General features: G+C 67.9%; 23 protein-coding genes. 5 read left to right on the top strand and 18 right to left on the bottom strand.

Going from position 1 to position 25952, the window contains the following annotated elements; genetic code table 11:
* Positions 1–57 precede the first annotated feature (57 nt).
* Positions 58–3594 carry a DNA polymerase III subunit alpha gene (dnaE, locus tag M1M07_RS06915; protein WP_248673650.1) on the bottom strand — a complete coding sequence of 1179 codons (3537 nt, stop codon included), beginning with the start codon at positions 3592–3594 and terminating at the stop codon, positions 58–60.
* A gap of 219 nt (positions 3595–3813) precedes the next feature.
* On the opposite strand from dnaE, the gene M1M07_RS06910 reads away from it, so the two are divergent.
* The 4 genes from M1M07_RS06910 to M1M07_RS06895 all read left to right on the top strand — a co-directional run bounded on the left by M1M07_RS06910 (position 3814) and on the right by M1M07_RS06895 (position 7840).
* Positions 3814–4173 (top strand): hypothetical protein, encoded by a 360-nt coding sequence (locus M1M07_RS06910; RefSeq protein ID WP_248673649.1) that lies wholly within the window; start codon positions 3814–3816, stop codon positions 4171–4173.
* Complete coding sequence (locus M1M07_RS06905) at positions 4170–5483, top strand: hypothetical protein (RefSeq protein ID WP_248673648.1); 1314 nt, start codon at positions 4170–4172, stop codon at positions 5481–5483. Before M1M07_RS06910 ends, M1M07_RS06905 begins: the two co-directional genes overlap by 4 nt.
* 785 nt (positions 5484–6268) lie before the next feature.
* Complete coding sequence (locus M1M07_RS06900; protein ID WP_248673647.1) at positions 6269–7033, top strand: hypothetical protein; 765 nt, start codon at positions 6269–6271, stop codon at positions 7031–7033.
* Between the two features lie 423 nt (positions 7034–7456).
* Positions 7457–7840, top strand: a complete 384-nt coding sequence (locus M1M07_RS06895) for a hypothetical protein (RefSeq protein WP_248673646.1) — start codon at positions 7457–7459, stop codon at positions 7838–7840.
* 19 nt (positions 7841–7859) lie between these two features.
* On the opposite strand, the gene rarD is transcribed toward M1M07_RS06895, so the two are convergent.
* From rarD to lspA, 6 genes are all read right to left on the bottom strand, one after another.
* A complete protein-coding gene (gene rarD / locus M1M07_RS06890) occupies positions 7860–8786 on the bottom strand; it encodes an EamA family transporter RarD (RefSeq protein WP_248673645.1) in 927 nt (308 codons plus the stop codon).
* Between the two features lie 55 nt (positions 8787–8841).
* Positions 8842–10518 carry a hypothetical protein gene (locus M1M07_RS06885; protein ID WP_248673644.1) on the bottom strand — a complete coding sequence of 559 codons (1677 nt, stop codon included), beginning with the start codon at positions 10516–10518 and terminating at the stop codon, positions 8842–8844.
* A gap of 176 nt (positions 10519–10694) precedes the next feature.
* Positions 10695–11042 carry a hypothetical protein gene (locus tag M1M07_RS06880; protein WP_197254180.1) on the bottom strand — a complete coding sequence of 116 codons (348 nt, stop codon included), beginning with the start codon at positions 11040–11042 and terminating at the stop codon, positions 10695–10697.
* A 65-nt stretch (positions 11043–11107) separates the two neighbouring features.
* Positions 11108–11752 (bottom strand): hypothetical protein, encoded by a 645-nt coding sequence (locus M1M07_RS06875; protein ID WP_248673675.1) that lies wholly within the window; start codon positions 11750–11752, stop codon positions 11108–11110.
* A 9-nt stretch (positions 11753–11761) separates the two neighbouring features.
* Positions 11762–12670: an RluA family pseudouridine synthase gene (locus M1M07_RS06870; protein ID WP_197254234.1), complete on the bottom strand. Its 909-nt coding sequence runs from the start codon at positions 12668–12670 to the stop codon at positions 11762–11764.
* A gap of 17 nt (positions 12671–12687) precedes the next feature.
* On the bottom strand, positions 12688–13287 hold the full coding sequence (lspA, locus tag M1M07_RS06865; protein WP_197254179.1) for a signal peptidase II: 600 nt from the start codon (positions 13285–13287) through the stop codon (positions 12688–12690).
* 126 nt (positions 13288–13413) lie between these two features.
* On the opposite strand from lspA, the gene M1M07_RS06860 reads away from it, so the two are divergent.
* A complete protein-coding gene (locus M1M07_RS06860; RefSeq protein ID WP_231611116.1) occupies positions 13414–14304 on the top strand; it encodes a hypothetical protein in 891 nt (296 codons plus the stop codon).
* Positions 14305–14393: 89 nt separating this feature from the next.
* Here M1M07_RS06860 and M1M07_RS06855 read toward each other — a convergent pair whose 3' ends face one another.
* The 11 genes from M1M07_RS06855 to M1M07_RS06805 all read right to left on the bottom strand — a co-directional run bounded on the left by M1M07_RS06855 (position 14394) and on the right by M1M07_RS06805 (position 25935).
* Entirely contained in the window at positions 14394–14891 is a 498-nt protein-coding gene (locus M1M07_RS06855; RefSeq protein WP_197254233.1) for a hypothetical protein, read from the bottom strand.
* A gap of 135 nt (positions 14892–15026) precedes the next feature.
* Positions 15027–16364, bottom strand: a complete 1338-nt coding sequence (locus M1M07_RS06850) for a DNA polymerase IV (protein WP_248673643.1) — start codon at positions 16362–16364, stop codon at positions 15027–15029.
* 84 nt (positions 16365–16448) lie between these two features.
* Positions 16449–19625: an isoleucine--tRNA ligase gene (gene ileS / locus M1M07_RS06845; protein ID WP_248673642.1), complete on the bottom strand. Its 3177-nt coding sequence runs from the start codon at positions 19623–19625 to the stop codon at positions 16449–16451.
* Between the two features lie 315 nt (positions 19626–19940).
* Complete coding sequence (locus tag M1M07_RS06840) at positions 19941–20162, bottom strand: hypothetical protein (protein WP_197254175.1); 222 nt, start codon at positions 20160–20162, stop codon at positions 19941–19943.
* A 43-nt stretch (positions 20163–20205) separates the two neighbouring features.
* Complete coding sequence (locus M1M07_RS06835) at positions 20206–21057, bottom strand: DivIVA domain-containing protein (protein ID WP_197254173.1); 852 nt, start codon at positions 21055–21057, stop codon at positions 20206–20208.
* Between the two features lie 255 nt (positions 21058–21312).
* Complete coding sequence (locus tag M1M07_RS06830) at positions 21313–21603, bottom strand: YggT family protein (protein WP_072813817.1); 291 nt, start codon at positions 21601–21603, stop codon at positions 21313–21315.
* Positions 21604–21714: 111 nt separating this feature from the next.
* A complete protein-coding gene (locus tag M1M07_RS06825; RefSeq protein WP_197254171.1) occupies positions 21715–22386 on the bottom strand; it encodes a cell division protein SepF in 672 nt (223 codons plus the stop codon).
* A gap of 32 nt (positions 22387–22418) precedes the next feature.
* The gene (locus M1M07_RS06820; protein WP_197254170.1) at positions 22419–23159 is read right to left on the bottom strand and encodes a YggS family pyridoxal phosphate-dependent enzyme; all 741 of its coding nucleotides are present in this window, start codon (positions 23157–23159) and stop codon (positions 22419–22421) included.
* Positions 23156–23902 carry a peptidoglycan editing factor PgeF gene (pgeF, locus tag M1M07_RS06815; protein WP_248673641.1) on the bottom strand — a complete coding sequence of 249 codons (747 nt, stop codon included), beginning with the start codon at positions 23900–23902 and terminating at the stop codon, positions 23156–23158. The genes M1M07_RS06820 and pgeF overlap by 4 nt, the downstream gene beginning before the upstream one ends.
* The gene (gene ftsZ, locus M1M07_RS06810; protein ID WP_197254136.1) at positions 23899–25086 is read right to left on the bottom strand and encodes a cell division protein FtsZ; all 1188 of its coding nucleotides are present in this window, start codon (positions 25084–25086) and stop codon (positions 23899–23901) included. The genes pgeF and ftsZ overlap by 4 nt, the downstream gene beginning before the upstream one ends.
* 195 nt (positions 25087–25281) lie before the next feature.
* Entirely contained in the window at positions 25282–25935 is a 654-nt protein-coding gene (locus M1M07_RS06805; protein ID WP_197254158.1) for a cell division protein FtsQ/DivIB, read from the bottom strand.
* Positions 25936–25952 lie beyond the last annotated feature (17 nt).

The following is a 25952-nucleotide window of genomic DNA, read 5'->3' as shown; positions in this document are numbered from 1 at the left end:
GCCGGAGCGCGCGAGTAGCGCCCTACTCGAGTTTCCGGGCGCTACCGCGCGGGCGGGTTAAGTAGCCAGGCAGCCCGGGCCGAGGAGCGCCTTGAGATCGCCCATCAACGCCGACGACGGTTCCACCCGCAGGCTGTCGTCGACCTTGAGCAAGGTGACCTTGGTACCGGAGATCAGCCGCACGTGGACGTCCGAGGTGCCCGGATGGCGGGTCAGGACGTTCTTGAGCGCCCCCACCTTGTCCGGTGTGCACAGCCGCGTCGGCATCGACACCGACAGCGGCTTGGCGACACCGATCTGCGAAAGATCCGGTACCGCAAGGTCGTTGGCGATGAGAGAGATCCGGTCGTCGCGGATCGACACGCGTGCCTTGACCAGGACCACGGAGTCCTCGACGACGTCCATCCCGTACACCGAGTAGGACTGCGGGAAGAACAGCACCTCGATGCCACCGGACAGGTCCTCGATCTGCGCGGACGCCCAGGCCAGACCGTTCTTGTTGATGCGCCGGTTCACCGAGGCGAGAATGCCGCCGACGGTGACCTGGGTGCCGTCCTTGATGTCGCCTTCGAGGATTGCCGGGATCTGGGTGTCCGCCTGCGCGGCGAGCACGTGCTCGATGCCGTTGAGGGGGTGTCCCGAGACGTACAGGCCGAGCATCTCCCGCTCGAGCGCGAGCCGGTGCTTGGTGTCCCACTCCTCGTCGGGGATCTTCACGTTGAACACCGACGTCACCGACTCGTCGGCGTCGGCGCCGCCGAACAGGTCGAACTGGCCGATGGCCTCGGCTTTCTTGGTGCTCATCACCGCGTCGATCGCGTCGGCGTGGACGAGCATCAAGCCCTTGCGGGGATGACCGAGCGAGTCGAACGCGCCGGCCTTGATGAGCGATTCGGTGACCTTCTTCGAGCAGGCCAGCGTGTCGATCTTGCCGAGATAGTCGGAGAAGTCGGTGAACGCACCCTTCTCCTCACGGGCCTTGATGATCGACGCGACGACGTTCGCACCGACGTTGCGCACCGCGCCCATACCGAATCGGATGTCCTCGCCGACCGCGGCGAAGTCGACGCGCGAGGCGTTCACGTCCGGCGGCAGCACGGTGATGCCCATCTTGCGGCAGTCCGCCAGGTACAGCGCGGCCTTGTCCTTGTCGTCACCGACCGAGGTGAGCAGCGCGGCCATGTACTCGGCCGGGTAGTTGGCCTTGAGGTAGGCGGTCCAGAAGGACACGAGACCGTAGCCGGCGGCGTGCGACTTGTTGAACGCGTAGCCGGCGAAGGGCAGAACGGTGTCCCACAGCGCAGTGATCGCCGGCTGCGAGAAGCCGTTGTTCCGCATGCCTTCGGCGAAGCCGTCGTAGGCCTCGTCGAGGATCTCCTTCTTCTTCTTACCCATCGCGCGACGCAGCAGGTCGGCCTGGCCGAGGCTGTACCCGGCGACCTTCTGCGCGATCTGCATGATCTGCTCCTGGTACACGATCAGACCGAACGTGTCCTTCAGGATGTCGCGCAGCGGTTCCTCGAGTTCCGGATGGATCGGCTTGACCTCTTGCCGATTGTTCTTGCGGTCCGCGTAGTCGTTGTGGGCGTTCATGCCCATCGGACCCGGCCGGTACAGCGCGAGGACGGCGACGATGTCGTCGAAGCCGGTCGGCTGCATGCGTCGCAGCAGGTCACGCATGGCACTGCCGTCGAGCTGGAACACGCCTAGCGTGTCGCCGCGCGCAAGCAGTTCGTAGGTCGGTTCGTCCTCGAGCGGGAGGGTGTCGAGGTCGATGTCGATCCCGCGGTTCTCCTTGATCAGCTCGATCGCGTCGCCGATCACCGTGAGGTTGCGCAGGCCCAGGAAGTCCATCTTCAGCAGGCCGATGGCCTCGCACGACGGGTAGTCCCAGCCGGTGATGATCGCGCCGTCCTGGGCGCGTTTCCACACCGGGATCGCATCCATCAGCGGCTCGGACGACATGATGACCGCGCAGGCGTGCACGCCGGCGTTGCGGATCAGTCCCTCGAGGCCGAGCGCGGTCTCGTAGATCTTCTTCACGTCCGGGTTCGAGTCGATCAGCGCGCGAACCTCGGCGGCCTCCTTGTACCGCTCGTGATTGGGGTCGGTGATGCCGGAGACCGGGATGTCCTTCGCCATGATCGGCGGCGGCAGCGCCTTGGTGATCTGGTCGGCGATCGCGAAGCCGGGCTGACCGAACTGCACGCGCGCCGAGTCCTTGATGGCGGCCTTGGTCTTGATGGTGCCGAACGTGATGACCTGGGCGACCTTGTCGTTGCCCCACTTCTCCGACGCGTAGCGCACCATCTCGCCGCGGCGACGATCGTCGAAGTCGATATCGATATCGGGCATGGAGACACGTTCGGGGTTGAGGAACCGCTCGAACAGCAGACCGTGCGGGATCGGGTCGATGTTCGTGATGCCCATTGCGTAGGCGACAAGAGAACCGGCGGCCGAACCACGGCCCGGGCCGACCCGGATGCCGACCTCACGGGCATGGTTGATGAGGTCGCCGACCACGAGGAAGTAGGCGGGGAATCCCATCTCGTTGATGACGCCGATCTCGTAGTCGGCGCGGGCGAGGTACTCCTCCGGCGGGCCGCCCGGGAACCTACGCTCCAGGCCGCGCATCACCTCGTGGCGCAGGAAGCTCTCCTGGGTGTGTCCCTCGGGCACCGGGAAGATCGGCATGCGATCGCGGTGCTTCCACACGTCGTCGTAGGACTGCACGCGTTCGCCGATGAGCACCGAGTTGTCGCATGCGCCGGGAACCTCCGAGTCCCAGATGGCACGCATCTCCTCGGCGGACTTGAGGTAGTAGCCGTCACCATCGAACTTGAAGCGGGTCGGATCCGAGAGCGTCTTGCCGGTCTGGATGCACAGCAGCGCCTCGTGGTTCTCGGCGGCATCCTTCGTGACATAGTGGCAGTCGTTCGTCGCGAGCGGAGGAATACCCAGCTTGCGGCCGATCTCGAGCAGGCCCTCGCGGACGCGCCGCTCGATGGACAGGCCGTGGTCCATCAGTTCCAGGAAGAAGTTGTCCTTGCCCCAGATCTCCTGCCACTTCGCGGCGGCCTCGAGCGCCTCGCGGTCGTGACCGAGACGCAGCCGCGTCTGGATCTCACCGGACGGGCAGCCCGTCGTGGCGATGATGCCCTCGGCGTGCGCGGCGATGAGTTCCTCGTCCATGCGGGCCCACTTGCCGAGCTGACCCTCGATGGAGGCGAGGGAGGACAGCTTGAACAGGTTCCGCAGGCCCGTCGCGTTCTCCGCGACCATCGTCATGTGGGTGTAGGAACCCGAGCCGGACACGTCGTCGGATTTCTGGCTGGGATCGCCCCACAGCACACGCTTGGTGTTGAACCGGGACTCCGGGGCGATGTACGCCTCGATGCCGATGATCGGCTTGATCCCGAACTTCTTCGCGGCGTTGTAGAACTCGCTCGCGCCGTACATGTTTCCGTGGTCGGTCATGCCGACCGCCGTCATCCCGAGCCGTTCGGCCTCCTTGAACAGGGGCCCGACCTTCGCGGCACCGTCGAGCATCGAGTACTCGGTGTGGTTGTGCAGATGAACGAACGAGTCAGCCACGCGTGTCACTCCCGGAAGTCAGTGGGCACCGATGAGTGTAGGCCTCCACGGCGACGTGTTCGGTCAGCCACACCGCGCCTCCTGCGGGTCTTCGTTCCCGGCATGGTGACCGTCACACACCCGTGTGTAAGCTGCCCTCTGCGTCGGGGTCGGGGGACCCTGCGATCGGGGGTGAACCCGACACCACAGGGGGGCGATGGTGATCTTGTTCTGTTCGGCGTGCGTGCGTTCTCCGGGCTGTGCTCCAGGCCGGGGCGGGCGGTGGCGGTGAAGGTCGATCCGGAGATGCTCGCCACGCTCGCCACCACCTTCATGAACCACGCGGACGAGGTCCGGCGCGCGGGAAACTCCCACCGGACCGGCCCGTGGTACGACCTCGAGCAGCTGCCGCATTCGCTGGAGGGGTCGCAGCTCGCCGCGGTCTCGGCGGAGGCGGTCGCTGTGCTGGCGGGGGCCTTCGACGTGCTCGCCGGGCCGATCGACCAGATGGCCTACATCGCCGGGGGCGGTGCGCAGGGCTACGTGATCGCCGAGGACGAGTTCGCGTCCCTCATCCGCAATGCCGGGGAGGTCGCGTGACGCCGACGCAGACGTCCGTGGCGAGGTGGCAACCACAGCACCTGGGCGGAACCGCGGACGCGATCGACGGAGCGCAGCGGCGGCTCGCCGCCATCGCCCGCTCGGTCCATCGCGATGTGTCGCTGATGCGCGACCACGACTACTGGGTCAGCGATGCGCAGGTAGCCGCGGAGGAACGCGCCGAGTTCGAAAGCCGCCGGATGCTCCGGTGCGCCGAAGGTGTGGAGACCGTCGGCGGGGCGTACCGGTCCGCACTGGGAAGCATCGGCGCGGCGAGAACCCACCTGCTCGACACCGTCGCCGCAGCCCACGCTGCCGGCGCCTCCGTCGGCGACGACTGGCAGGTCGCGGCAGGGTCCGTCGAGGATCCTCAGGAGGTCGACTACTGGCGCTGGCGGGTCGGCCAAGCGGTGACCGCCCTGACCGACGCCGACGCCGACGCTGCCCGAGCGGTCCGGAACGCCCTCGATGCCCTGCGCGCACTCGTCCCCGAACAGCTCGGAACGTCCGGCCTCGAAGCCCGCGAACTCGCGGTGAAGATCACCGGCGGCGCGCACTTGACCGCCGCCGACATCGACAATCTGCTGCGTGACCTGCGCGGAATCCAACCCACCGCCGAACAGCTCGAAGCCCTGGCGCGTGGGGAACACATCGTGATGTCCCAGGCAACGCTCGACTATGTGCGGGAGTTGTACGGCACGCTCGGGGTCGACGGATTCGTGAAACTGTCCGAGCAGGTGAGCATGGAAGGGTCCGCGGAAGGGCAGCGGCTCCTGGCGAACGGTTTGGCGCTCGCCTCCGGACCCGAGACCGGCTCCGGAGGTATGCCGGCAGGGGTGGCGGAATTCTTCGACAAGCCGGCCACGACCGGCGTCCTGGTGGGCAATCCCCCGGTGTTTCTCACCGCCGTTCCGGACTCGGGTCTGCTCGACCGGTTCGCGCAGTCCGAAGCGCCATCGAACTGCGGGACGCCGGATCGACGACGTTCGACGGCCTCCTCGAGCATCTGGTCGCCGCCGGTGGACGTGACCAGGAGAGCGTGCACGAGATGGTGGTCGATCCGGACAGCCGCGAAGATCGGATACTTCCTCTCCTGCAACATGATTGGTCGGATTCCGGCGAGCCCGCGGTGGCGAGGATGTTCGAGTGGATTGCGGACGATGCAACGGCGACCGGTGACGACCCCGCGGCGATCGAACATGCCACGCGCGCAGGCGAAACCGCTTTCGGCCTTTCGCAATTGCTGTCCGAACATCATGGGGAACTGCTCGACGTTCCCGGCTCCGACGGAAAGTCGATCGGTGAGCTGAATCCCGCTGTGACGCAAGGGCTCGCAAAAGCCGTGGCACCCTATCTGGCCGATATGGTCGGCGTTCCCGGTGAGGAGACCGGAACACACGGATACGGGGCACTCGGCTTCCGGAACGCGCCACTGCTCTACGCAGTGCTGTCGAGCGACGTCGACGCGGCCGGGCACCTGACAGCACAGGCATCGACGTCGGTCGCGTCGCTGGAGCAGGTGTGGGCGACATCCGGTGCAACGAACACCGATTCGCGAATCCATTACGGAGTGTGGGCGGGACGGTTGGCCGGCGTGGTCGAAGCCGGACTCGACCTCGAACTGGAGAACCGGCGAAACGACGCCGAGGATGCACTGGACAGGAGAGGGTTGGTGTTCGACAGCGCGAAAGCGGCCCTGTACGGGTCGGCTTCGTTCGTCCCGGTGGCGGGTCCGTTCCTGGCGACAGGCATCGACGTCGCATCGCCATCGGTGCGCGAGGCGTATATGAGCACGGCCGACCGGATCGAATCGATGACGGCGAATGCATCGACGGACACATCGTACGGCCTCCTACTACAACATGGCGCTCGGCGTGCAAGCCGCCAATGGTGGGCGCCTTCCCGCAGACTCGGCGTGGACCGAGTACACAACCGAGGACGGTCGGCTGCAAACGTTGACCGAGATCGAAGGCGAACGCCCAGACACCGAATTGACCCACTTCAGCACGAGAACGCATGACGCCCTAACGGCCGCCGACCTCCCTCTGGAGGCCTTCTTCTCCGCATTCGAAAATGCTCGGCAGGATGTGGATCGATGACCCGAATCGCAACCCGACTCAGTATCGCGTGTGTTGCAGCTGCCGCGGCGTTCCACGTATCCGGCTGCAGCACCGGCCAAGATACATCGGAGTCCGAAATATCTGCGCGCTACCAACTCCCGGATGTGGTTCAGTACAACTATCGCTGGAGCGCGGAGTCCGGTATCAACCTGCTCGGCCCTGACGCAACGGTCGTTCGCGCCTATTTCGAGTCCTACTACATTGCGAGTTTCGCGCACTCAACCGCGGCGGGTTATCCCGGGTTCGAGAACGCCACAGAGGACGTCGCATACGACCCCCCACGTCATCGAGCGATCAACGACCGAACCAATTACAACCCACTTCCCATCGTCGGCACCTTTCATGCACATCTGCTGTCGATCGAACGGAACGCCTTCGGTATGCAGGCAGTTGTCTGCGAAGGTGACTATTCCCTGATGGACCTACGTCGCGACGGCACATACACCAATCGCGGGGTGCGGATACCGACCGCAATGCAAATCGAGTTCACGCCAGGATCTACCGGGATCACAGACACAGCGCGCTACGCGGAGGGCCCGGAACGCACACCCCAAAACGACGTGTTCGGCGGTTGGACCGTCACGCGACACGCCTTCTCGACGGGAAACTTCGACGACAACCTCGCCTGCCAGCACAAGTTTCCCGACCCACCCGAAACAAGACCCGAACGTATCAACGAAACATTCACAGTCCCTTACCCGACCCTGCCGCCCTACCCCGGATGGTCGAGTTCCCAGTGACGAGCGATCAGACGTCGGCGATACGACTAGTTGCTGCCGCAGAGTCATCACCAGGACCGATTCGCAAACGCGTGATCGCGCTTGTCGCCGCTACACTCACCATCTCGGGATGCACCGTGAATCACGGCGATCGCGCCACCCGAAGCGCCTGCGCCGTACACACTTCCCGATCTCGTCCAATACAACTACCGTTGGAGCGCCGAACCCGACATCGACCTCTTCGGCTCCCCCGAAACCGCCGTACGTGCCTACCTGGAGTCCTACTACATCGCCAGCTTCGCTCACTCCACAGCTGCCGGCTACCCCGGATATGAGGACGCCACCCGAAACCTCTCGTACGACCCTCCCAGGCGAGACATCAACGACCGGTCGAATTTCAACCCGTTTCCTGTGGTCGGCACCTTCTACGCCCACATTCTTTCGATGGAGGAAACCGACACGGGCGCAAGGGCAATTGTCTGCCAGGGGAACTATTCGCTCATGACCGAAGTTCCAGACGGAACGTATTCCAATCACGGCTGGAGAATCCCGAGCCCGTTCGTCATCGACCTGTCCTCCCCATCCGAAGAAGACCCCGAACAAGTACGCATTACCGAAGGTCCCGCACGTGCGCCCCAGGAGGACATGTTCGGCGATTGGACTATCACGCGACACGCCTTCTCGACAGGAAGCTTCGACGACAACCTCGCCTGCGAGCCGAAGTTTCCCGACCCGCCCGAAACCAGACCTCAACGGAACAACGAAATGTTCACAGCCCCGTACCCCACCCTGCCGCCCTATCCGGGATGGCCGGATCCGACGCACTGACCGCGCCCAACCCCGACGGTCAACGCTCGACGTCTACGTCGTCGACGATCACGCGGCGCGGCGCGCGACGAGCCCGCCTCAGCGCATCCGCGCTGTAGATGACGAGCGCCACCCAGATCAGCGAGAACCCGATCCATCGCGACGGGGGCATGGCCTCGTGCAGAACCAGCACACCCCAAGCCATTTGCAGGCTCGGCGTCAGGTACTGCAGCATTCCTAATGTCGCGAGCGGCACCCGCTGCGCCGCCGCCCCGAACAACAGCAACGGAACTGCGGTGACGAGACCGGCCGAGACGAGCAGAAACGCGTGGCCAGGGCCCTCCGTCAGGAATGTGCCGGTGCCTGTCGCCGTGAGGAACACCAGATAGCCGAGCGCGAACGGTACCGCGACCACTCCCTCCCCGGTGAGAGAAGTGCGCGGGTCGAGGGGCACGATCTTCTTGATCACGCCGTACAACGCGAACGACAGCGCCAACGTAAGCGCGATGATCGGCGGGCGCCCGTAGTCGACGGTGATGACGACGACCGCGATCGTGGCAAGCAGCAACGCCGCGATCTGCGCTCGGTACAACCGTTCCCGGAAGAACAGCACGCCGAACAGCACACTGACGAGTGGGTTGATGAAGTATCCGAGCGCGGTTTCCACGACGCGGCCGGACGTCACGCCGTAGATGTAGGTTCCCCAGTTCACGGCGATCGCCGCCGACGCGGCCGCGACCAGCGCCCACGTTCGAAGACCCAGTCCGCGCAAGGTGCCGAGCTTGCCCAGTACCGCGAGCAACAACAGCATGAGCAGCAGCGTCCACAACACCCGGTGGGCGAGGATCTCGACCGCGCCGGCCGGCGCCAGAAGCCCGAAGAACGCAGGGAACATACCCCAGGCCAGGTAGGCGCCGATCCCGCACAGGACTCCGACGTTGTTGGTACTACGGTCGACGGCGGTCACCCGCCAACCCTATTCCTCCGCGACGGTACCGGCCGACTACGCGACAGGTACCGCCTCAGAGACCGAGGGCTTCGCGAAGCCGCCGCGCGCTCATGGCACCAGGTCGTTCCTCGGCGGGAAGCGTGCCGAGCAGGTGGATCAGGTCGTCGCGGCGCGTCGGGTCCGCGGCGGCCTGCCGCGGGGTCAGCCCGTCGAGCGCGGGGATCTGTTCGTCGAGCCACGCCTGCTCGTATTCGCGGATCCGCTCGTTGAGCATGGCCGCGAGCTCCTCGTCGTCGAGGTCGCCGGGAACCTCCGACGCGGACTGCTGCGCCTGCGCCAACATCTCCGCAGCCGGGGTTCGTGACTCGGTGACCTCGCGTGCGTTCGGCGCCGCTGCGACGACCAGTTCGATCATGTCGTCGAAGTCGAATTCGCTCATCGCCTCGACGGTCAGCGTCCACGGCTCTCCCGTGCGGTCCAGGCGCACCACACCGAGTACGCGCTCGCCGTCGATCCACGCCCACTCGTCGCCGCTAGCGGCACCGAAGCGACGGCTGAGCTTGCGCCGAAGGGTCGTCGAGGAAGGCACCGTGAACTCGGCGGTGCAGAAGACCATCGGTTCTCCGCCGGCCGTCACGAGTCGAGGCGGCGCGAAACGGGCGCTGAGGCACGATACGAGTTCTTCCGGGTCTGTCTCGTCATCGTCGAGCAACGCCATCAGCGGTCCGCGTTGTGGAAGGGCGACCGCTTCGGCGCCTCCGAAGATGTTCCAGAGGCCGTCGCCGACGGGCACGATCCGCGTGCAATACAGCTCCCCTGGCTTCACCTGCCGGCTGGCGGTCCTCTCGGTGACGTCGATGCGATCACCGGTGCGCAGATCTCGCATCGTGATACCCGATCCTGGCCGGACAGCGTCGACCTCGAACAGGGATCTGCCGATGAGCAGCCACTGCTGCGCGAGCAGCTGTTCGTCGTCGGGCAGCAGTCTCCCCCGGGTCCTCAGAAATTCGGCGAACGCTCCGGTTTCGAAAAGTGCGACATCCCAGACGAAGTCGTCGAGGCCGAGTGACGGGTTCTCGTGACCGCCCGGCAGGTAGGACGCGCGCACCAACGCCAACTCCACGGCCCGGATACGCCAGTGCGACAGCTCCACGAACTGGCCGATCTTCGCGTACAGCCAGCGGGCACGCTCCGCCAGGCTGTAGTCCCTGTTCGCGCGGTAGCCGGACAGCAGCTGATACATCGGATGTTCGCGTCCATCCTCCAACCGCCCGTACAGAGCCAACGCCCGTTCGGCGTTGCCACGGTCGGATTCGTATTGTGCCAGGTACAGCAGCGCCGGTCCGAAGTCGCTGTCGGCCGCGAGGGAACGGAGGTAGTGTCCCTCCGCGTCCTCGATGTGCCCGGAGCCTGCGGCGGCCCCGGCGATCCAGTGTGCAGCGGCAGCGACCTGCCGCGGACCGTGCTCGATCAGCCAATCCGCTGCACGGCCGATCGGCTCGGTGTCGAAGGCCTGGAACTCGAGCACGCGGTCATAGACGGCGGTGACGACAGCAGGGTCGGCGAGATCGAGGAACAGGTCCGGACCGTACAGGGAGAACGTCTCGGCGAATCTGTCGCCGGCTTCTGGGTCGCCGCTGCAGCCACCGACGAGTGTCACGAATCCGGTCGCGGCGAGCACCGCATCCTCGGGAACACCGAGGCTCTCTGCGAGATCCGATGTCGAGGCCCCGAAGTCGTCTGTTGTCATGGGGCCGAGAGTAGAGCCCCTGAGCAGCCTGGACCACCTGCCAGCGTTCCCGCCGTCGCGGCTGACAGCCGCGCGGCGCCGGTCGCGCGCGGCTGCCTTCTGTCTCGGCGGCTGGGCGCTGCGCGCCTGGTGTGCACATTTGGCGGCTCCAACCGCCACAAGTACACACCGAGGGGTTAGTCGTCGGTCTCGTCGAGCACGCCGACGCTCACGCCGTAGGGCAGGAAGCGAACGCACCGGCTCGGATCCGTGTTGTTCTTGTGGGCACGCAGCGCGTCGAGTTCGGTGCGATACACCTGCTCGACCCGGGCGAAACCCTCGGCGTCGACCGAGTAGACCGCCCACACGCCGTCACCCGCGCTGCCGGTCGTTTCGGGTTCCGGGGCACGACGCGGCCCCGAGCCGCTCGATTGCCCGAGGAACCTGACGAACTGCTCCTGCAACTGCCGGAACTGCTCACCCGCTTCCCGCATCACGCGGTCGATGTCGTCGGGGTCGAATCCGAACGGCCGGTCGTTGTCCATCACGGACCTCCTCGGCGGAGACGAGCCCGCCGGCGTGGCGGGACCTCTCTCCAGTGTGCCGTGTCTCAGGGTTCGCCGTCGTCGGGTCCCGGTGCCACGACCTCCACCTGCTCGGGCAGCAGCGGAGACACCGCAAACCGTCCCGCGACCGCGTCGGCCGGCAACGCCTCCACAGCCCGCACGCGGGCGTCGTCGGTGAGCGTCCGCAGGTCCTCCGGAGCCGCCCACACGACTATCCCGACGACGCACGCGCAGCCGGCGGCGAGCCGCTCGGCCGACACCGCCGCAACCCGCGCGGCGCGATCGTTCCCGCTCGCCGGGACCTGCAACCGTGAAGCCGCGACGGACGGTGCGCGGCGCAGTGCTTCCGGATGCTGCGGCACCGCGACCGTCACCAACGGGGTCTGCACCCGGTCGATAGGGACCCGGAACAGCACCTGCGCGACCCGCATGCCGGCGCCGAGCTCCGCGACGGCAGCGACGTCGACCGGCTCGGTGAACGACACGAGGGCCCAGCGCGGGACGCTCGCGTCGGTCGGGTCGTCGAGGCTCTCGGCGGCACGGCTCAGATACTCGGCGACGAGTTCACCCGAATCCGGACCGAGGGCGTCCGAACGCACCGAGGCGGGCCGCACCGGGTTGAGGACCCCCGCGAGCAGCACGGCGAGCACCAGCAGTGCCACGCACACCCACGGAAGTACCCGACGGATCACGACGACTCAGGCATCGCGTAGCACGGCCAGCGCATGTTCGAGGTCTGCGGGGTACTTGCTGGTGATCTCCATCCAGTGGCCCTGCGTGGGGTGCGCGAATCCGAGCGACCGGGCGTGGAGCCACTGCCGTTCGAGTCCGAGTCGGGCAGCGAGACGCGGGTCGGCGCCGTAGGTGAGATCGCCGCAGCAGGGGTGCCGCAGCGCCGAGAAGTGCACCCGGATCTGGTGGGTGCGCCCGGTTTCGAGGTGGATGTCGAGCAGGCTCGCGGCCTGGAACGCCTCGACGGTGTCGTAGTGCGTGATGCTGGGCTTGCCGTCCGCGGTCACCGCGAACTTCCAGTCGCTGCTGCGGTGCCGGCCGATGGGAGCGTCGATGGTGCCGCTGCTCGGGTCCGGGTGTCCCTGCACGAGCGCGTGGTACCGCTTGTCGATGGTGCGCTGCTTGAAGGCCCGCTTGAGCACCGTGTACGCGCGTTCCGAGGTGGCCACCACCATGACACCGGAGGTACCCACGTCGAGGCGGTGGACGATGCCCTGGCGCTCGTGGGCACCGGACGTGGAGATCCGGAATCCGGCGGCGGCGAGTCCGCCGATGACGGTCGGGCCGGTCCAGCCGACGCTGGCGTGCGCGGCGACACCGACAGGCTTGTCGACGGCGACGATGTCGTCGTCGGCGTACAGGATCTCCATGCCCTCCACGGGCTGCGCCTCGATGGTCAGCGGCCTCGGGGGCTCGGGCAGTTCCACCTCGAGCCACGATCCGGCGGACAGCCGGTCCGACTTGCCGGCGGGCGTACCGTCGACGAGTACCGCGCCTTCCTCGGTGAGCGCGGCGACCACGGTCCGCGACAGCCCGAGCAGCCTGGCCAGTCCCGCGTCGACCCTCATCCCGTCGAGCCCGTCCGGTACGGGCATCGCCCGGGTTTCTCTCACTAGCGTGCTCCCTTTTCCGTTTCCTCGGCTGCGTCCGCGTCGTTCGCTTTGCCCGCGCGCGACCCGTCCGGATCGATCCCGAACACGGTGAGCGCCACGAGCAGGATCGCTCCGCACACGATCGCCGAGTCGGCGACGTTGAACACCGGCCACCATCCGACCGACACGAAGTCCACGACGTGTCCCTGCAGAGGGCCGGGTGAACGGAAGATCCGATCGACAAGATTACCGAGTGCGCCACCGAGCACGAGGCCCAGACCCAGGGCCCACCATCCGGACCGCAGAGTGCGGCCGATCTTGACGACACCGATCACGACGGCGATGGCGACGATCGTCAACACCCACGTCATGCCGGTCGCCATGGAGAACGCTGCGCCGGGGTTGCGCACCAGCGTCAGGGTCACCGTGTCGCCGATGATCGAGATCGGATCGCGGGGATCGATGTGGGCGACGGCGAGAACCTTGGTGATCAGGTCGAGCGCGAAGACCACGACAGCCACGCCCAACAGCGCGATCAGCCGGCGTCCGGCCGGCGCGGGGGCGGCGTTCGGCCCCGGTGTTTCGAGGCTGGGATCTTTGCGGGCGGCGTCGTCGGTCACCGTGCCATCATCCCTCACCCCGGCGAGACGACGGCCACCCCACCCTGCGTGGCTACCCTGGGGGACGTGCCAGTGCTGTCCAGATTCGCTCCCCCGAGGCCCCGCGCGCTCGCTGCTGTCCTCTCCTTGACCGCCGTTGTCGCCGGGTGCAGCAGTTCCCCGGACGCGGCGACCGACATCGGTCCCACGTCCACCGAGGTCACCGTGCCGGTGTCGGCGGTGACGACGACGGTCCTCGACCCGGGTGCCGAACCTCGCGACGTGATCCGGGTGACGCCGGCCCTGGACACGGTCCAGCACATCGACCTGACCACCAGCTCGCAGGTCTTCCAGCAGATCGGTGATCAGCCCCGCCAGGACTTCTCGTCGCCGGAGGTCACACTGCCGCTGACGGCGACGGTCACGCGGGCGGTGTCGAACGGAGATCCCAGCACCGTCGTGGATCTGACGCTGGGCGACGCGACCTCCCCCGACGGGGCCCTGATGTCGGCGTTCGCGGCGGCGTCCGGGTCCGGGGCGGGTCTCACGCTCGGGCCGACCGGCGCCGTCAGCGCGCTGCGGCTGCGTCCGGCCCCGAACGCGCCCGACGCCGCGCGCGCCGCGATCGAGCAGGCGTTCTATCAGGCCGTGTACCGGATGGTCTCGTTCCCCGACGTCCCGATCGGTGTCGGTGCGGTGTGGGAGATCCACCAGCAGGTGATGAGCGGTATCACGCTCGACCAGGTGAGCACGGCGACGCTGGTGGCACGGGACGGCGATCGGTTCACCGTGCGGGTGAACATCGCGCAGACGCCCCGGGACTCGGCGTGGGAGCTGCCCAACGAGGCCGGACATCTGAACATCGATTCGTTCACGATGGCCGGGGACGGAATCCTCACGATCGACCCGGCACAACCGCTTCCGGTGGACGGCGAACTGACACTGGCCGGCGACCAGGCCTACAGCGATCCCGAAGGCACCACCAAGCTCGCACAGTCCCTGCAGGACCGGGTGCACTGGCAGGCAGGTCAACCCTGATCGGGTGCCCCGGTGTGAACACGGCGAGGGCCGGAGCGGTTGTCCGCTCCGGCCCTCGCTGCGTTCGAAAAGAGCAGGTACCCGGAAGATCAGGCGCAGGCAGGCGACTGCAGCGACGCCATGGCGACGATGCCGCACGCGCTGTTCTTCGACAGCTTCCACACGCCGTCCTCGGCGACGAAGTCGACGGTGCCGGTGGCGACCTGGTCGCCGATCTTGGTCTCGATACCGGCGGTGGCGGTGCCGTTCTCGTTGTCGTTGACGTCGAGGACGGTGACCTGGGCACCGGCCTGCTTGGCGGCGGCGGCCACCTGATCGATCAGGCTCGGGTCGGCAGCGGCGCCCTCGACCAGGTCGACCTTCTGGTCGGCCGGGACGGTCTCGTCGAACGCCTGCGCCAGCATGGCGTTGAGGTCCTCCACGGTCGGCACCGGCGGGTACGCGGCGGCCTCGGCCGTGGTGGTGGTGGCAGCCGTGGTGGTCTTCGCGGTCGTGGTCGTGCTGTCACCTTCGTCCGAGCTGCAGGCGGACATCGTGAGGGCGGCGGCCAGTGCCACCGTGGCGACGGTGATCTTGCGAAGCTTCAACTTCTCGTCCTTCTCGTTCTCGATCGTGCACGGGATCGTGCTCGGGTCATCCAGCAGCGGATGCTCCACCGGGACAGCGGATCGGGGGCCAGCGTACCCGGCGGCGATAAGAACTCCATGAGAGCCGGGACTTCTTCAGGCGAGGCTGGCGAGGGGGTCGGCGACGACGAGCGCCGGATCGTCCTCGGGGAGCGTCCGGGCCGGTCCGGGGCCGGTGGTGCGGGTCTCGAATCGCACCGTCACCCGTCCGTGTCCGGCGCCCTGAACCCAGCCGTGCCCGAACTCGGGGTGGCTCACATCTGTGCCCGGACGCCATCGTGACCGCGGTTCCTCGGCGCGCTGGTGAAGTACCGGTCGCGGCCCGGAGTCGGCCTCGTCGTCCTCGGCCGATCGGTCCAGTTCCGGGAACAGCGAGTCCTGCCGGACTGCCGACAGTCCCGCGAAACCGACGCCGACCAGCCGGATGGGCCCGATCTCGAGAGGGTCGAGGGCGAGTCGTTGCGCCGCGCCGGTCAGCGTCGGCAGGTCCTCGGTGGCGTACGGCAGCGTCGAGGATCGCGTGAGAATACTCATATCGGCCTTGCGCAGTTTGAGCACCACCGTGCGCGCGGCACGTCCGTCCTTCCGTAGCCGGTTGTGTGCGGCGGACGCGCTCCCGGCGACAGCCTGCCGCAGGTCGCTCATGGTCACGATGTCGGTCGCGAAAGTTGTTTCGGCACTGACCTGTTTCGCTTCGGCGCGTTCGGCGACCGGGCGGTCGTCGATGCCGTTGGCCAGCCGGTGCAGCCCGGGTCCGACGGTGGTGCCGAGGATGGACGCGGCCTCGGCGACCGGCAGGGCCGCGAAGTCGCCGATGGTGTCGATGCCGAGCCGCCGCAGCCTGTCCTCGGCGACCGGCCCGATCCCCCACAGCTTGCGGACCGGCAGGCCGTGCAGGAGGGCACGTTCCTCGTCGGGTCGCACGACGAGCATGCCGTCGGGTTTCGCGAGGCCGGAGCCGATCTTGGCGATCTGTTTGCCCGAGCCGGCCCCGATGGAGGCCACCAGACCGGTCCGCTCGAGCACCGTCCTGCGCAGGTGCGCGCAGAACCGTTCGACCTCGGCGACGCTCGCGCCGGCGAGTTCGGGTGGCTCGGCGAACGCCTCGTCCATCGACAGCGTCTCGAGGACCGGCACGTGGGAGCGCAGCGTCTCGAAGACCGCGTCGCTGAGGTTCCGGTACACGATGCCGCGCGGGGGCAGGACCACCGCGGACGGCCCGACGAGCCGGCGGGCACGGCTCATGGGCATCGCCGACCGCGCCCCGAACACGCGGGCCTCGTAGCTGGCGCCGGCGACGACGCCGCGCGCGCCGAGCCCACCGACGAGTACCGGCCGACCACGAAGGGTCGGCCGGGTCAGCTGTTCGGCGGACGCGAAGAACGCGTCGAGGTCCAGGTGGAGAACCCAGCGCCGGTTCACGGTGACGGGCACCGGTTCAGGGTAGTTCGCGGCACCGACCGTCCTCGTGCGCGGTTCCGGTAGCTGGTGCTACCGAAACCGCGCACGAGGCGGGGGTCATGCCTTGGAGATGGCCGCGCGCACGCCCTCACCGAGGTCGACGGCAGCGTCGCCGGCGGTCCCCAGTTCGAAGGTCGTCGCGAGGACCTCGCCTGCGATGAGGTCCTTGTGCCGGGCCGCCCACTCGGCGCGGTCGGCCGGCACCTCGAACGTCACCGTGATGCGGTCGGACACCTCGAGTCCGAGGTTGCGGCGCGCGTCCTGCAGTTCGCGGATGCGGTCCTTCGCCCAGCCCTCGGCTTCGAGTTCCTCGGTGACCGTCGAATCGAGCACGACCAGACCGCTGCCGCCGGGCAGCGCGGAGGTGGACTCGGGTTCGGCGGCGACGAGCCGGCTCGTGTACTCCTCGGGCAGCAGCGCGATCCCGGCGGCGGTCACGGTGCCGTCGGCGGTCTCGGTCCAGTCGCCGGACTTCACGGCCTTGATGACCCTCTGCACGTCCTTGCCGAGACGCGGACCGGCCGCCCGCGCGTTGACGACGACCTCGAAGCGGCCGTGCGCCTCGACATCGTCGGTGAGCTCGACGTGCTTGACGTTGACCTCGTCGCCGATCAGCTCGACGAACGGTTGGAGGCTCGCCGAACCCGGGGTGGCGACGGTGACCTTCGGCAGCGGCAGCCGCACCCGCAGGTGCTGGGCCTTGCGCAGCGACAGGACGGTCGAGCACACCGCCCGCACCTCGTCCATCGCGGCGACGAGTTCGGGGTCGGCAGGGATGTCGCCGGCCTCGGGCCAGTCCGCGAGATGGACCGAGCGGCCACCGGTCAGGCCACGCCAGATCACCTCCGACGCCATCGGCAGCAGCGGCGCCGCGAGGCGGGAGACGACCTCGAGGACGGTGTGCAGGGTGTCGATCGCGTCGGTGTCCTCGTCCCAGAACCGGTTCCGGGAACGTCGCACGTACCAGTTGGTCAGGGCGTCGCAGAACGTGCGCAGTTCGTCGCACGCACCGGCGATGTCGACCACCTCGAGTGCCTCGGTGATCACGTCGCGGGTCTCGGCCAGCTTGGCGAGGATGTACCGGTCGAGCACGTGCGGCGAATCGGTGCGCCACGTGCCCGGCTTCGACGCGTACAGCTGCAGGAAGCTCCACGCGTTCCACAGCGGGAGCAGCGCCTGCCGCACGCCCTCCCGGATGCCCTGCTCGGTGACGACGAGGTTGCCGCCGCGCAGGATCGGGGAGGACATGAGGAACCAGCGCATCGCGTCGGAGCCGTCGCGCGCGAACACCTCGTTGACGTCCGGGTAGTTGCCCTTGGACTTGCTCATCTTCAGGCCGTCGTCACCGAGGACGATGCCGTGCGCGGCGACGCACTTGAAGGCGGGCCGGTCGAACAGCGCGGTCGCGAGCACGTGCAGCGTGTAGAACCAGCCGCGGGTCTGCCCGTTGTACTCGACGATGAAATCGCCCGGGTAGTGCGTCTCGAACCAGTCCTGGTTCTCGAACGGGTAGTGCACCTGCGCGAACGGCATGGACCCGGATTCGAACCAGCAGTCGAGCACCTCGGGCACGCGGCGCATCGTCGAACGGCCCGTCGGGTCGTCCGGGTTGGGTCGCGTGAGCTGGTCGATCATCGGCCGGTGCAGATCGTCCGGGCGCACCCCGAAGTCCGCCTCGAGCTCGTCGAGCGAGCCGTACACGTCGACGCGCGGGTAGGCGGGATCGTCCGACACCCACACCGGGATGGGGCTGCCCCAGTAGCGGTTGCGGCTGATGTTCCAGTCGCGGGCACCTTCGAGCCACTTGCCGAACTGGCCGTCACGGATGTGCTCGGGCACCCACGTGATCTCCTGGTTCAGCTCGACCATGCGGTCGCGGAACCGGGTGACGGCGACGAACCACGACGGCACCGCCATGTAGATCAGCGGCTGGCCGGAACGCCACGAGTGCGGGTAGGAGTGCTCGATGGTCTCGTGCCGCAGCAGCTTGCCGGCGGCCTTGAGGTCCTTGATGATCACCGGGTTCGCGTCGAAGACCTGCAGGCCCTCGTACGGCGGCACCATCGAGGTGAACCTGCCGCCCGGATCCAGCGGCTGCACCAGCTCGATGCCGTTGCGCTGGCAGTACTCCATGTCCTCCTCACCGAAGGCGGGAGCCATGTGCACGATGCCGGTGCCGGACTCGGTGGTGACGTAGTCGGCGGCGATCACCTGGTGCGCGTTGTCACGGCCGGTGAAGAAGTCGAACGGCGGCTCGTAGGCGAGGCCGACCAGGTCGGCGCCGGTGTACTCGGCGAGCACTTCCGGTTCGTCGCCCAGTTCGCGGGCGTAGTGGCCCACGCGGTCCTTGGCCAGCAGGTAGGTCTTCGATTCGGTCTCGCCGGCCACCCGCACCGCGACGTAGGTGATCTCCGGGTGCACCGCGATCGCGAGGTTCGACGGCAGCGTCCACGGGGTGGTGGTCCAGATCAGGGCGTTGGCGCCGTCGAGTTCGGTGCCGGGGGCGCGCAGCACCATGTCGACGGTGACGGCCGGGTCCTGACGCATCTTGTAGGCGTCGTCGAGCCGGGTCTCCTGGTTGGACAGCGGCGTCTGCTCGTACCACGAGTACGGCAGCACCCGGAAGCCCTGGTAGATCAGGCCCTTGTCGTACAGGGACTTGAAGGCCCACATGACGGACTCCATGAAGTCCAGGTCCAGGGTCTTGTAGTCGTTGTCGAAGTCGACCCAGCGGGCCTGCCGGGTGACGTAGTCGCGCCACTCCCCCGTGTACCGCAGCACCGACTGCTTGCAGTACGCGTTGAACTCGGCCAGGCCCATCGTGTCGATCTCGGACTTGTCCTTGATTCCGAGCTGCTTCTCGGCCTCGAGCTCGGCGGGCAGGCCGTGGCAGTCCCAGCCGAAGCGGCGGTCCACCTTCTTGCCGCGCATCGTCTGGAAGCGCGGCACCAGATCCTTGACGTAGCCGGTGAGCAGGTGCCCGTAGTGCGGCAGGCCGTTCGCGAACGGCGGGCCGTCGTAGAAGACGAACTCCTCGGCACCCTCGCGCTGCGCGAGCGATGCCCGGAACGTGTCGTCCTCCGCCCAGCGGGCGAGAACGCGCTGCTCGAGATCGGGGAAATCGACGCCCGAATCCTTCGCGACGCCGTAGTCGACGCGCGGGTATCCGCCTGCCGGGGTCGGTGCGTCTGCGCTGGGTGCAGCGTTGCCGGTCGCTGCGGGATTCTCGGTCACTGCGGGGGCTCCTCCGTGCCTGGACGTGCTCGGCACGGGGACGATCACCGCGCACTGTGCGCTGCGACCGCGGTACCACCCCGCTTGCGCCGCCCGGTCGGGACCGGACGGGCCACTCGTGCAGGCTGTGACGGGCCCACCCGTTCGGTTCTACTGAGTTGCCCCGCCGGTGGCGGGCCAACCGTTCTTCCGAAGGCTCCCCGGTGATGGCCGGATCGTCGCCGCCCCGGACGTGCCGGGGTTTCGTCCATCCCGGTGGAACCGGGATTCATCCACCCCGGTGGAACCGGGATTCATCCATTGTAGGACGTGCGGTCAGTCGGTTCGATCACGGTCGCTGTCGCGCCGCCGCGACCGTCGATCGGTGGGCGCGGCGGGAGCGGTACGCGAACTGGTCAGCAGACTGACCAGGAGCAGGACCGCTCCCACCACACACACCACGATGCAGGCCCAGGCCCAGGCGACCGACCCCGTCATCAGCGCGATGACCAGCAGGCCGAATCCGATGGCCGCGAGAACGAGAGTCACCACGAGCACGTCGAATCCTCATCCGACGTCCGGCACCAGGCCCGGTGCTCGATCAGTTGCCGCCCTTGGCGAACGAGGTGGAACCGAACGACGACGAGTTCGACCCGTTGAACGTGTCCTCGTCACCGTCGACCGGCACCGCCGAGCCACGCTGCTCGAGCTCCTCGAGCTGCGACTCCAGGTACGACTTCAGGCGCACGCGGTACTCGCGCTCGAACGTCTTGAGCCGCTCGATACGACCCTCGAGCACCGAACGCTGCTGGTTGATGGTCGCCATGATCTCGGTGTGCTTCTTCTCCGCGTCCGCCTGCAACGCGTCGGCCTTCTCCTTCGCCTGACGCAGCTGGGTCTCGGAGCGGGTGCGGGCGTCGGCGAGCATCGCCTCGGACTTCTGGCGCGCGTCGGCGATCATCGCCTCGCTGCGGGTCCGCGCATCCGACACCAGCTGCTCGGAGTTGGTTCGGGCGTTGCGCACGAGTTCCTCGGCCTCGGCCTTGGCGTCGCTGGTGAGCCGGTCCGCCATCTCCTGCGCGAGACCGATCACCTTGGCGGCCTGCATGCTGGAGTCGCCGGCCGGGGCGGCAGCCACGGGAGCCGGTGCGGGAGCGGGCGCCGGAACCGGGGCCGGTTCCGGCTTCGGAGTCTCCACGACTCGCGCGGGTTCCGGTTTCGCGGCTGCGGACGGCACCTGCCCACCCGAGCGCGCGCTCTTCTTCGCCTCGGCAAGTTCCTGGTCGAGCTCAGCCACCCGCTGGCGCAGGTCGGCGTTCTCCTCGATGAGGGTCGTCAGCTCCTGCTCGACGAGGTCGAGGAAAGCATCGACCTCGTCCTCGTTGTAGCCACGCTTCCCGATCGGAGGCTTGCTGAACGCGACATTGTGCACATCAGCTGGTGTCAGCGGCATGGAAGGGTCCCTTCACGCGTCGTGTAAGCGGTCAATCAGCGTTCAGCGATATCCACATTCGTGTCGAAATCGACAATCAGGTCGATATGCGCAGTCGTGTGTATATCCGCAGTTCCGTCGGTTTCGACGACCCTGCCGAAAGCACAGTGTTGTCGATACCTGCAATGCGTCACGCGTATCGACCCCACTGTATATGGCATTCCATTCTGGCACAGAGCAGCGTCGGCGCAGCCTGTGCAACGCGGGTGTCGGCCATCAGGCCATGCCTCCGCGCGGGATGAACGCCATCAGGAAATAGACGATGAACAGCAGGACCATGATCGACAGATCGAGCCGCACGCCCCCCAGGGAAAGCGGGGGAATCAGTCGCCGGAGCAGCTTCACGGGCGGATCCGTGACCGTGAAGATCGCTTCGAGTACGACGACGACGAAACCGGTCGGTTTCCAGTCCCGGGCGAAGGTTCGGATGAACTCGACGATGATTCGCCCGATCAACAGGAGCCAGAAAATGAAGAGCAGGAACCAGAGCACCTCGAATACGGCCACCCGCCCACTCTGCCCGACGAAGACGGATCCATCAAAACCGAAACGCCCGGGGCACGGTGATCTGCACCGTGCGCCGGGCGTTTCGCAGACCGGGGTCCGCCTCGCCGACGGTCACTGCTGGCTGTAGAAGCCCGTCTCGGCGATGCGCCGGCGCTCCTCGGCGGAAACGTCGATGTCGGCCGGCGACAGCAGGAACACCTTCGTGGCGACCTTGTCGAACGAGCCGCGCAGCGCGAACGCCAGCCCGGCCGCGAAGTCGACGAGTCGCTTCGCGTCGGCGTTGCTCATCTCGACGAGATCCATGATGACCGGGGTGCCGTCTCGGAACCGCTCCCCGATGGTGCGGGCCTCGCTGTAGTCGCGCGGGCGCAGAGTGGTGATCTTCGACAACGGGCCTCCCTCGTCGAACAGGGCACCGCGGCGCGCCTCGGTGCGTTCGAGTCGCGACTCCCCCGCCAGCGAGGATCGGCCGGGAGCGCGATTCGGAGCAGCAGCAGCGCGCGGTACGCGCGCGGAGATCGGCTCGACCCGTGCCGGGCGGGCCGGCGCCTCGTACCGATCGAAATCGTCCTGAGGGAAGTCGTGGACGGGCTCGTCCCGACGCGACTGTGGGTACTCGTCCCGGTGCGAGGGACCGTATCCACCGGAATACGACGGATCGTTGTACTCACGTTCGCGGTCGCGTTCACGGCGGACGCTCGCCGGATCATCGAGGTAGTCGTCCTCGTAGTCCTCGAGCGGCACCATCCCGAAGTAGGCCTTGAACTTGTGGAGTGTGCTCATCGATCGCCCTTCCCTCGCGCGGCGGTTGAAGATCAGGCTAACGGTCGTCGGCCCAACACCGCGGTTCCGACACGCACGCATGTCGAACCCCACCGAACCGCTTGCTCGAGATCACCGGACATTCCGGCCGACAGTTCGGTCGCCTCCGGGTGGTTCCGGAGGACCTGCTCGTGCAGGCGCGCGAGTTGCTCGAACGCCGCGTCGGGGTCCCAGCCGAGCGGCGGCACCCCCATCAACCCCGCCAGTTCCAGCCCGTCCGCGCCGGCCACCGCGGCCGCCAAGGCTTCCAGATCGGCCGCGACCACCCCGCCGCGCTGCGGGTCGCCGTCCAGGCTGACCTGCAGCAATACCCGGATCGGTGTGGTGCGATCACCGGACTCCTGCGCGGCGCGCGCTCCGGCCGCGACGGCGTCGGCGAGCCGGATGCTGTCGACCGAATGGATCGTGTGCGCCCACCGGGCCACCGCGCGCGCCTTGTTGCGTTGCAGGCGGCCGATCATGTGCCAGGCGACGCCGGGGTCGGTGACCGATTCACGGAACCGGGCGATCTTCGGCGTGGCCTCCTGTTCCCGGGATTCGCCGAAGGATCGGCATCCGAGTTCGTGCAGCAGGATCGCGTCGGAGGCCGGGAAGTACTTGGTCACCACCAGCAGGGCCACGTCGCCGGGCGCGCGGCCGGCGGCCCGGGCCGCCTCGTCCAGTCGGGCACACACCGCGGCGAGGGCCTCGGCGAGCTCGGCGCGCCGAGCGTCCGTGGCTCCGTCTTCGCTCATTCGGGGTGCTCCGACGGCTGTTCCTCGAGCCAGATCACCGACGCGAGCCGGCCCGTGGGGGCGGAGCGCCGGTGACTGAAGAGCATCGTGTCCTCGATGGTGCACCGCGGGTCCTCGGCGACCGCGGCGACGCCGAGCGACAGCAGCTGGCGACGCAGGCCGGCGCGCAGGTCCAGGCCGGGGGTGCCCTTCACGGTGCGGGTGGCACTGCCGGGCAGGTGCGCTTCGACGTCGTCGCGCATCGCCGCGGGAACCTCGTAGTGACGGCCGCTCGCGGCCGGTCCGAGGAACGCGCCGATCTGCTCGGGGCGCGCCCCGAGATCGACCATCGCTTCGACGACCTTGGGCACGATCCCGATGCGGGCCCCGATCCGGCCGGCGTGGGCGGCGGCGACGACGCCGGCCTCCTCGTCGGACAGCAGCACCGACACGCAGTCGGCGCTGAGGGTGACGAGGGCGAGACCGACCTCGCGGGTGACCAGCGCGTCGGTGGCGGGCACCGGGCCGTCGACCGGACCGTCCACCACGGTGACGTTGCGGCTGTGGATCTGTTCCATCCACACGAACCGCTCGAACGGCAGCCCGATCACCGACGCGAGGCGGCGGCGGTTCGCGTCGACGGCGGCCGGGTCGTCACCGACGTGGTCGCCCAGGTTGAACGAGTCGTACGGGGGTGCGGACACGCCGCCGGCACGCGTGGTGACGACCCTGCGTGCGCGGAGCGTCCTCTGCGACACCGTCACCGTCGCATGAAGATCGGCACGTCGACGTCGTCGTCGCCGTCCTCGTCGTCGACGGGCACGGGACGCGGCTGGACGCTGCCGGGCGCGCCGACGGCTCCGGCGCCGGCGGTGGGCGCCGGCTCACGGACGGCTTCCTCGGCCCGCTCGCTGCGGCCGAGTTCCCCCGCGCGAGCCGGGCTGATCGTGCCGGTACGGGCGGCCGGCTGGGCGGGTGCCTCGACCGGGCGTCGGGCCGGGGTCCCACCGTCGAATCCGGCCGCGATGACGGTGACCCGGACCTCGTCGCCGAGTGAGTCGTCGATCACCGTGCCGAAGATGATGTTGGCGTCGATGTGCGCGGCTTCCTGCACGAGCGAGGCCGCCTCGTTGATCTCGAACAGACCGAGGTCGGAGCCACCGGCGATGGACAGCAGCACGCCGCGGGCGCCTTCCATGGACGCTTCGAGCAGAGGCGAGTTGATGGCGGCCTCGGCAGCCTTGATGGCCCGGCCCTCCCCTCGCGCCGAACCGATGCCCATGAGGGCGCTGCCGGCGCCCGACATGACGCCCTTCACGTCCGCGAAGTCGACGTTGATCAGACCCGGGGTGGTGATGAGGTCGGTGATGCCCTGAACACCGTTGAGCAGCACCTCGTCCGCGGAACGGAACGCATCCATGAGGCTGACGGCGGCGTCGCCGAGCTGGAGCAGCCGGTCGTTGGGGATCACGATGAGCGTGTCGCACGATTCGCGCAGCGTCTGGATGCCGGTGTCGGCCTGGCTGCCGCGGCGCTTGCCCTCGAACGAGAACGGCCGGGTCACGACACCGACGGTCAGCGCACCGAGCTTGCGCGCGATGCTGGCGACGACGGGTGCACCACCGGTACCGGTGCCACCGCCCTCACCGGCGGTGACGAAGACCATGTCGGCGCCCTTGAGCACCTCCTCGATCTCGTCCTTGTGGTCCTCGGCGGCCTTGCGGCCGACCTCGGGATCGGCGCCGGCGCCCAGACCGCGGGTCAGTTCGCGTCCCACGTCGAGCTTGACGTCGGCATCGGACATCAGGAGAGCCTGCGCGTCGGTATTGACGGCGATGAACTCGACTCCCTTGAGTCCCTGCTCGATCATGCGGTTGACCGCATTCACGCCGCCACCGCCGATACCGACGACCTTGATTACGGCGAGGTAGTTGTGCGGGGGCGTCATGGGCTCTCGCCTTCCTGGTTTCGGGTCACGCTTCGATCGATCGATGTCTCGTACATGTTGAGCTACCGGGCAAACCCTCAACCACAGGTTGAAGGTTATGTCAAGTAACCGGACTGAGGCGAAACGCTATGGCACTGCGACCGCCATATGCCAGCAGACGCGCCGACGACTCGCCACGAATTTCCGCGCATCACGTCACCGCACCGTCGGCAGGTCCGGAGCGGCCACGTCGTAGGTCTGTCCCGGCTGGGTGAGCAGGTGGGTCACGACCGCCGCCTTCCGGTCCGACCGGTCGGTTCCACCCCACACCACGACCCGGCCGTCCAGCAGGGTCAGCGAGATGTCCGTCGGGGACGCCGCGGCCACCTCCGTCACCTGGAACCGCAGCTCGGGAGGCAACACGCCGAGGACCTCGAGCGCCGCCACGGTCGCCGGATCGCCGGTACCGGGGGTCGCGGTGACCAGTCGCGGTGTCTGCATCGGCGGCGGCTCCACCGCGAAGTCGACACCCTCGGCGTCGACCGAATGCGTCCCGTCGGGCGCCTCGAAGTACACCTCGGCGACCCGTTCGGTCACGGTGACCCGCACGGTCGACGGATAGACGCGCTGCACCCGCACCTCCGCGGCACGCGGCAACTCCGCCACGCGTTGCGCCGCGGCGGCGGTGTCGACCCGCAGCAGCGGGGTTCCCTCCGCGACGGCGAGCTGCGCGAGCACGTCCTCCCGCGGAATCGTCTCGGCACCGACGACCTCGACCGTGCGCACCGACAGCAGGGGCGACAGCCACGCGACCGCGATGATCGCCAGCACGCCGATCACCACGCCGACACCGATGAGCACCGTGCGCAGCCGGACCGACCGGCCGG

The sequence above is a fragment of the Rhodococcus sp. HM1 genome, assembly GCF_023218075.1.
In the GTDB taxonomy this organism is placed as follows: domain Bacteria; phylum Actinomycetota; class Actinomycetes; order Mycobacteriales; family Mycobacteriaceae; genus Rhodococcus.
The sequence above is the reverse complement of the archived record's forward strand: the minus strand, read 5'-3'. Positions and strand labels throughout refer to the sequence as shown.